Origin of the sequence: Glycomyces sp. NPDC021274 (assembly GCF_040641195.1) — a bacterium.
Lineage (GTDB): Bacteria > Actinomycetota > Actinomycetes > Mycobacteriales > Micromonosporaceae > Glycomyces.
In genome coordinates this window covers 1-1,342 of sequence record NZ_JBFADC010000069.1, presented here as the reverse complement: position 1 = coordinate 1,342, position 1,342 = coordinate 1, and the positions used below count along the sequence as shown (strand labels likewise).

General features: G+C 66.8%; 1 protein-coding gene. It reads right to left on the bottom strand.

Annotation, left to right across the window (positions count from 1 at the left end; genetic code table 11):
- On the bottom strand, window positions 1–406 hold a 406-nt coding region (locus tag AB0I03_RS26620), incomplete at its 3' end, for a DNA polymerase III subunit beta (protein ID WP_360417364.1).
- Between the last annotated feature and the right edge of the window lie 936 nt (window positions 407–1,342).

Genomic DNA, 1,342 nt, shown 5'->3' with positions numbered 1-1,342 from the left:
CGGCCGCCGCGAAGACCTCCGCGGCGACGGTGCCGGTGGCGGTGGGCATCGCCGGCAGGGACGGGTACTCCTCCACAGGCAGGGTGTGGAGGGTGAAGCGGGAGGAGCCGCACACCACGGTCACTCGTACACCGTCGGTGGAAATCTCCACCGGGCGATTCGGGAGCGCCCGGCAGATGTCGGCGAGCAGCCGGCCGGAGACGAGGACGGTGCCCTCTTCTTCCACATCGGCTTCCACCGAGACCCGTGCGGAGACCTCGTAGTCGAAGCCGGAGAGGCTCAGTGCGCCATTGTCCGCCTTCAGCAGCAGGCCCGCGAGGACGGGCACCGGCGGACGGGCCGGGAGGCTCTTGGCCGCCCAGGCCACTGCCTCCGCGAGTACATCGCGCTCCACCCGGATCTTCACCGGAAACCGCCTCCTGCTGTTGCTGGCTCTCGCCCTGCTGGCTCTTCGTCGTCGGCTGGGTTGCCGGAGACCAGTCTGACGCACGCCGCCGACAGTCGGTGCGGCTCGGGGTCAAGTCGACTCGACCGGAGCGAAGCGCTCCCGAGCCGAGTTGTGCACAGGCCCCGATTCGAAGCGCATTCCCCGGTTGATATCCGTGGTCGTAGTAGTAGGCCCTGTGGAAACCGTGGACAACTTCCTTTGCGCAGGTCAGCACCGATTTTTTGTCCACCGCGCCTGTGGGTGGCGGCCGTGGATAAGCGGGCTCATCTGTGGACCACGCGAAGTTCTGCACACCCCATGCACAGGGCCGGGGCACTTCTCCCCAGTGCCATCCCCAGCTTTACCCACGTTCCCCACAGCCCAACCCACCACCTTGGTGTGACCGCTTTCACTCGGCGTGGTGAGGGGTGGTGTTGCGTTGCCGAACAGTGGACAGCGGTGTGGAGAAGCTGGCGATCACTGGGGACAACGGCCCCCAACCTGTGGGTTGCCGGTGGACAAGTCATCACCACCCCTGTGGATGAACTCTCTGTCCACAGCCTGTGGATTGCGGTTGGCCACAAATCCACACGCGGTTGACCTTGTCCGATGGTCCGTCAACACCCGGGCCTGTGGATCTCACAGGGATAACTTTCCCCTCCCCAGGCTGTGGACGGAAGATTCTTGCCCAATCTGTGGAGAGAGGCCGTGACCTCGCCGGGAATCGAACAGAACCGGCGCGCTCCACAGGTGTGAGAGGACGGTGGACGGTGCTCACCACCCGGCGACCGGCCGGCGAACCGCCCCGGAAAGCCCCGGAAGCCGGCCCACGACAGGCCCCCGCCAGGCCCCCGAAGGCCGGCGGACGCGCCGCGGAGCGGTTCCGAGCGCCCTCCTGGACCGTGTACGACGAAG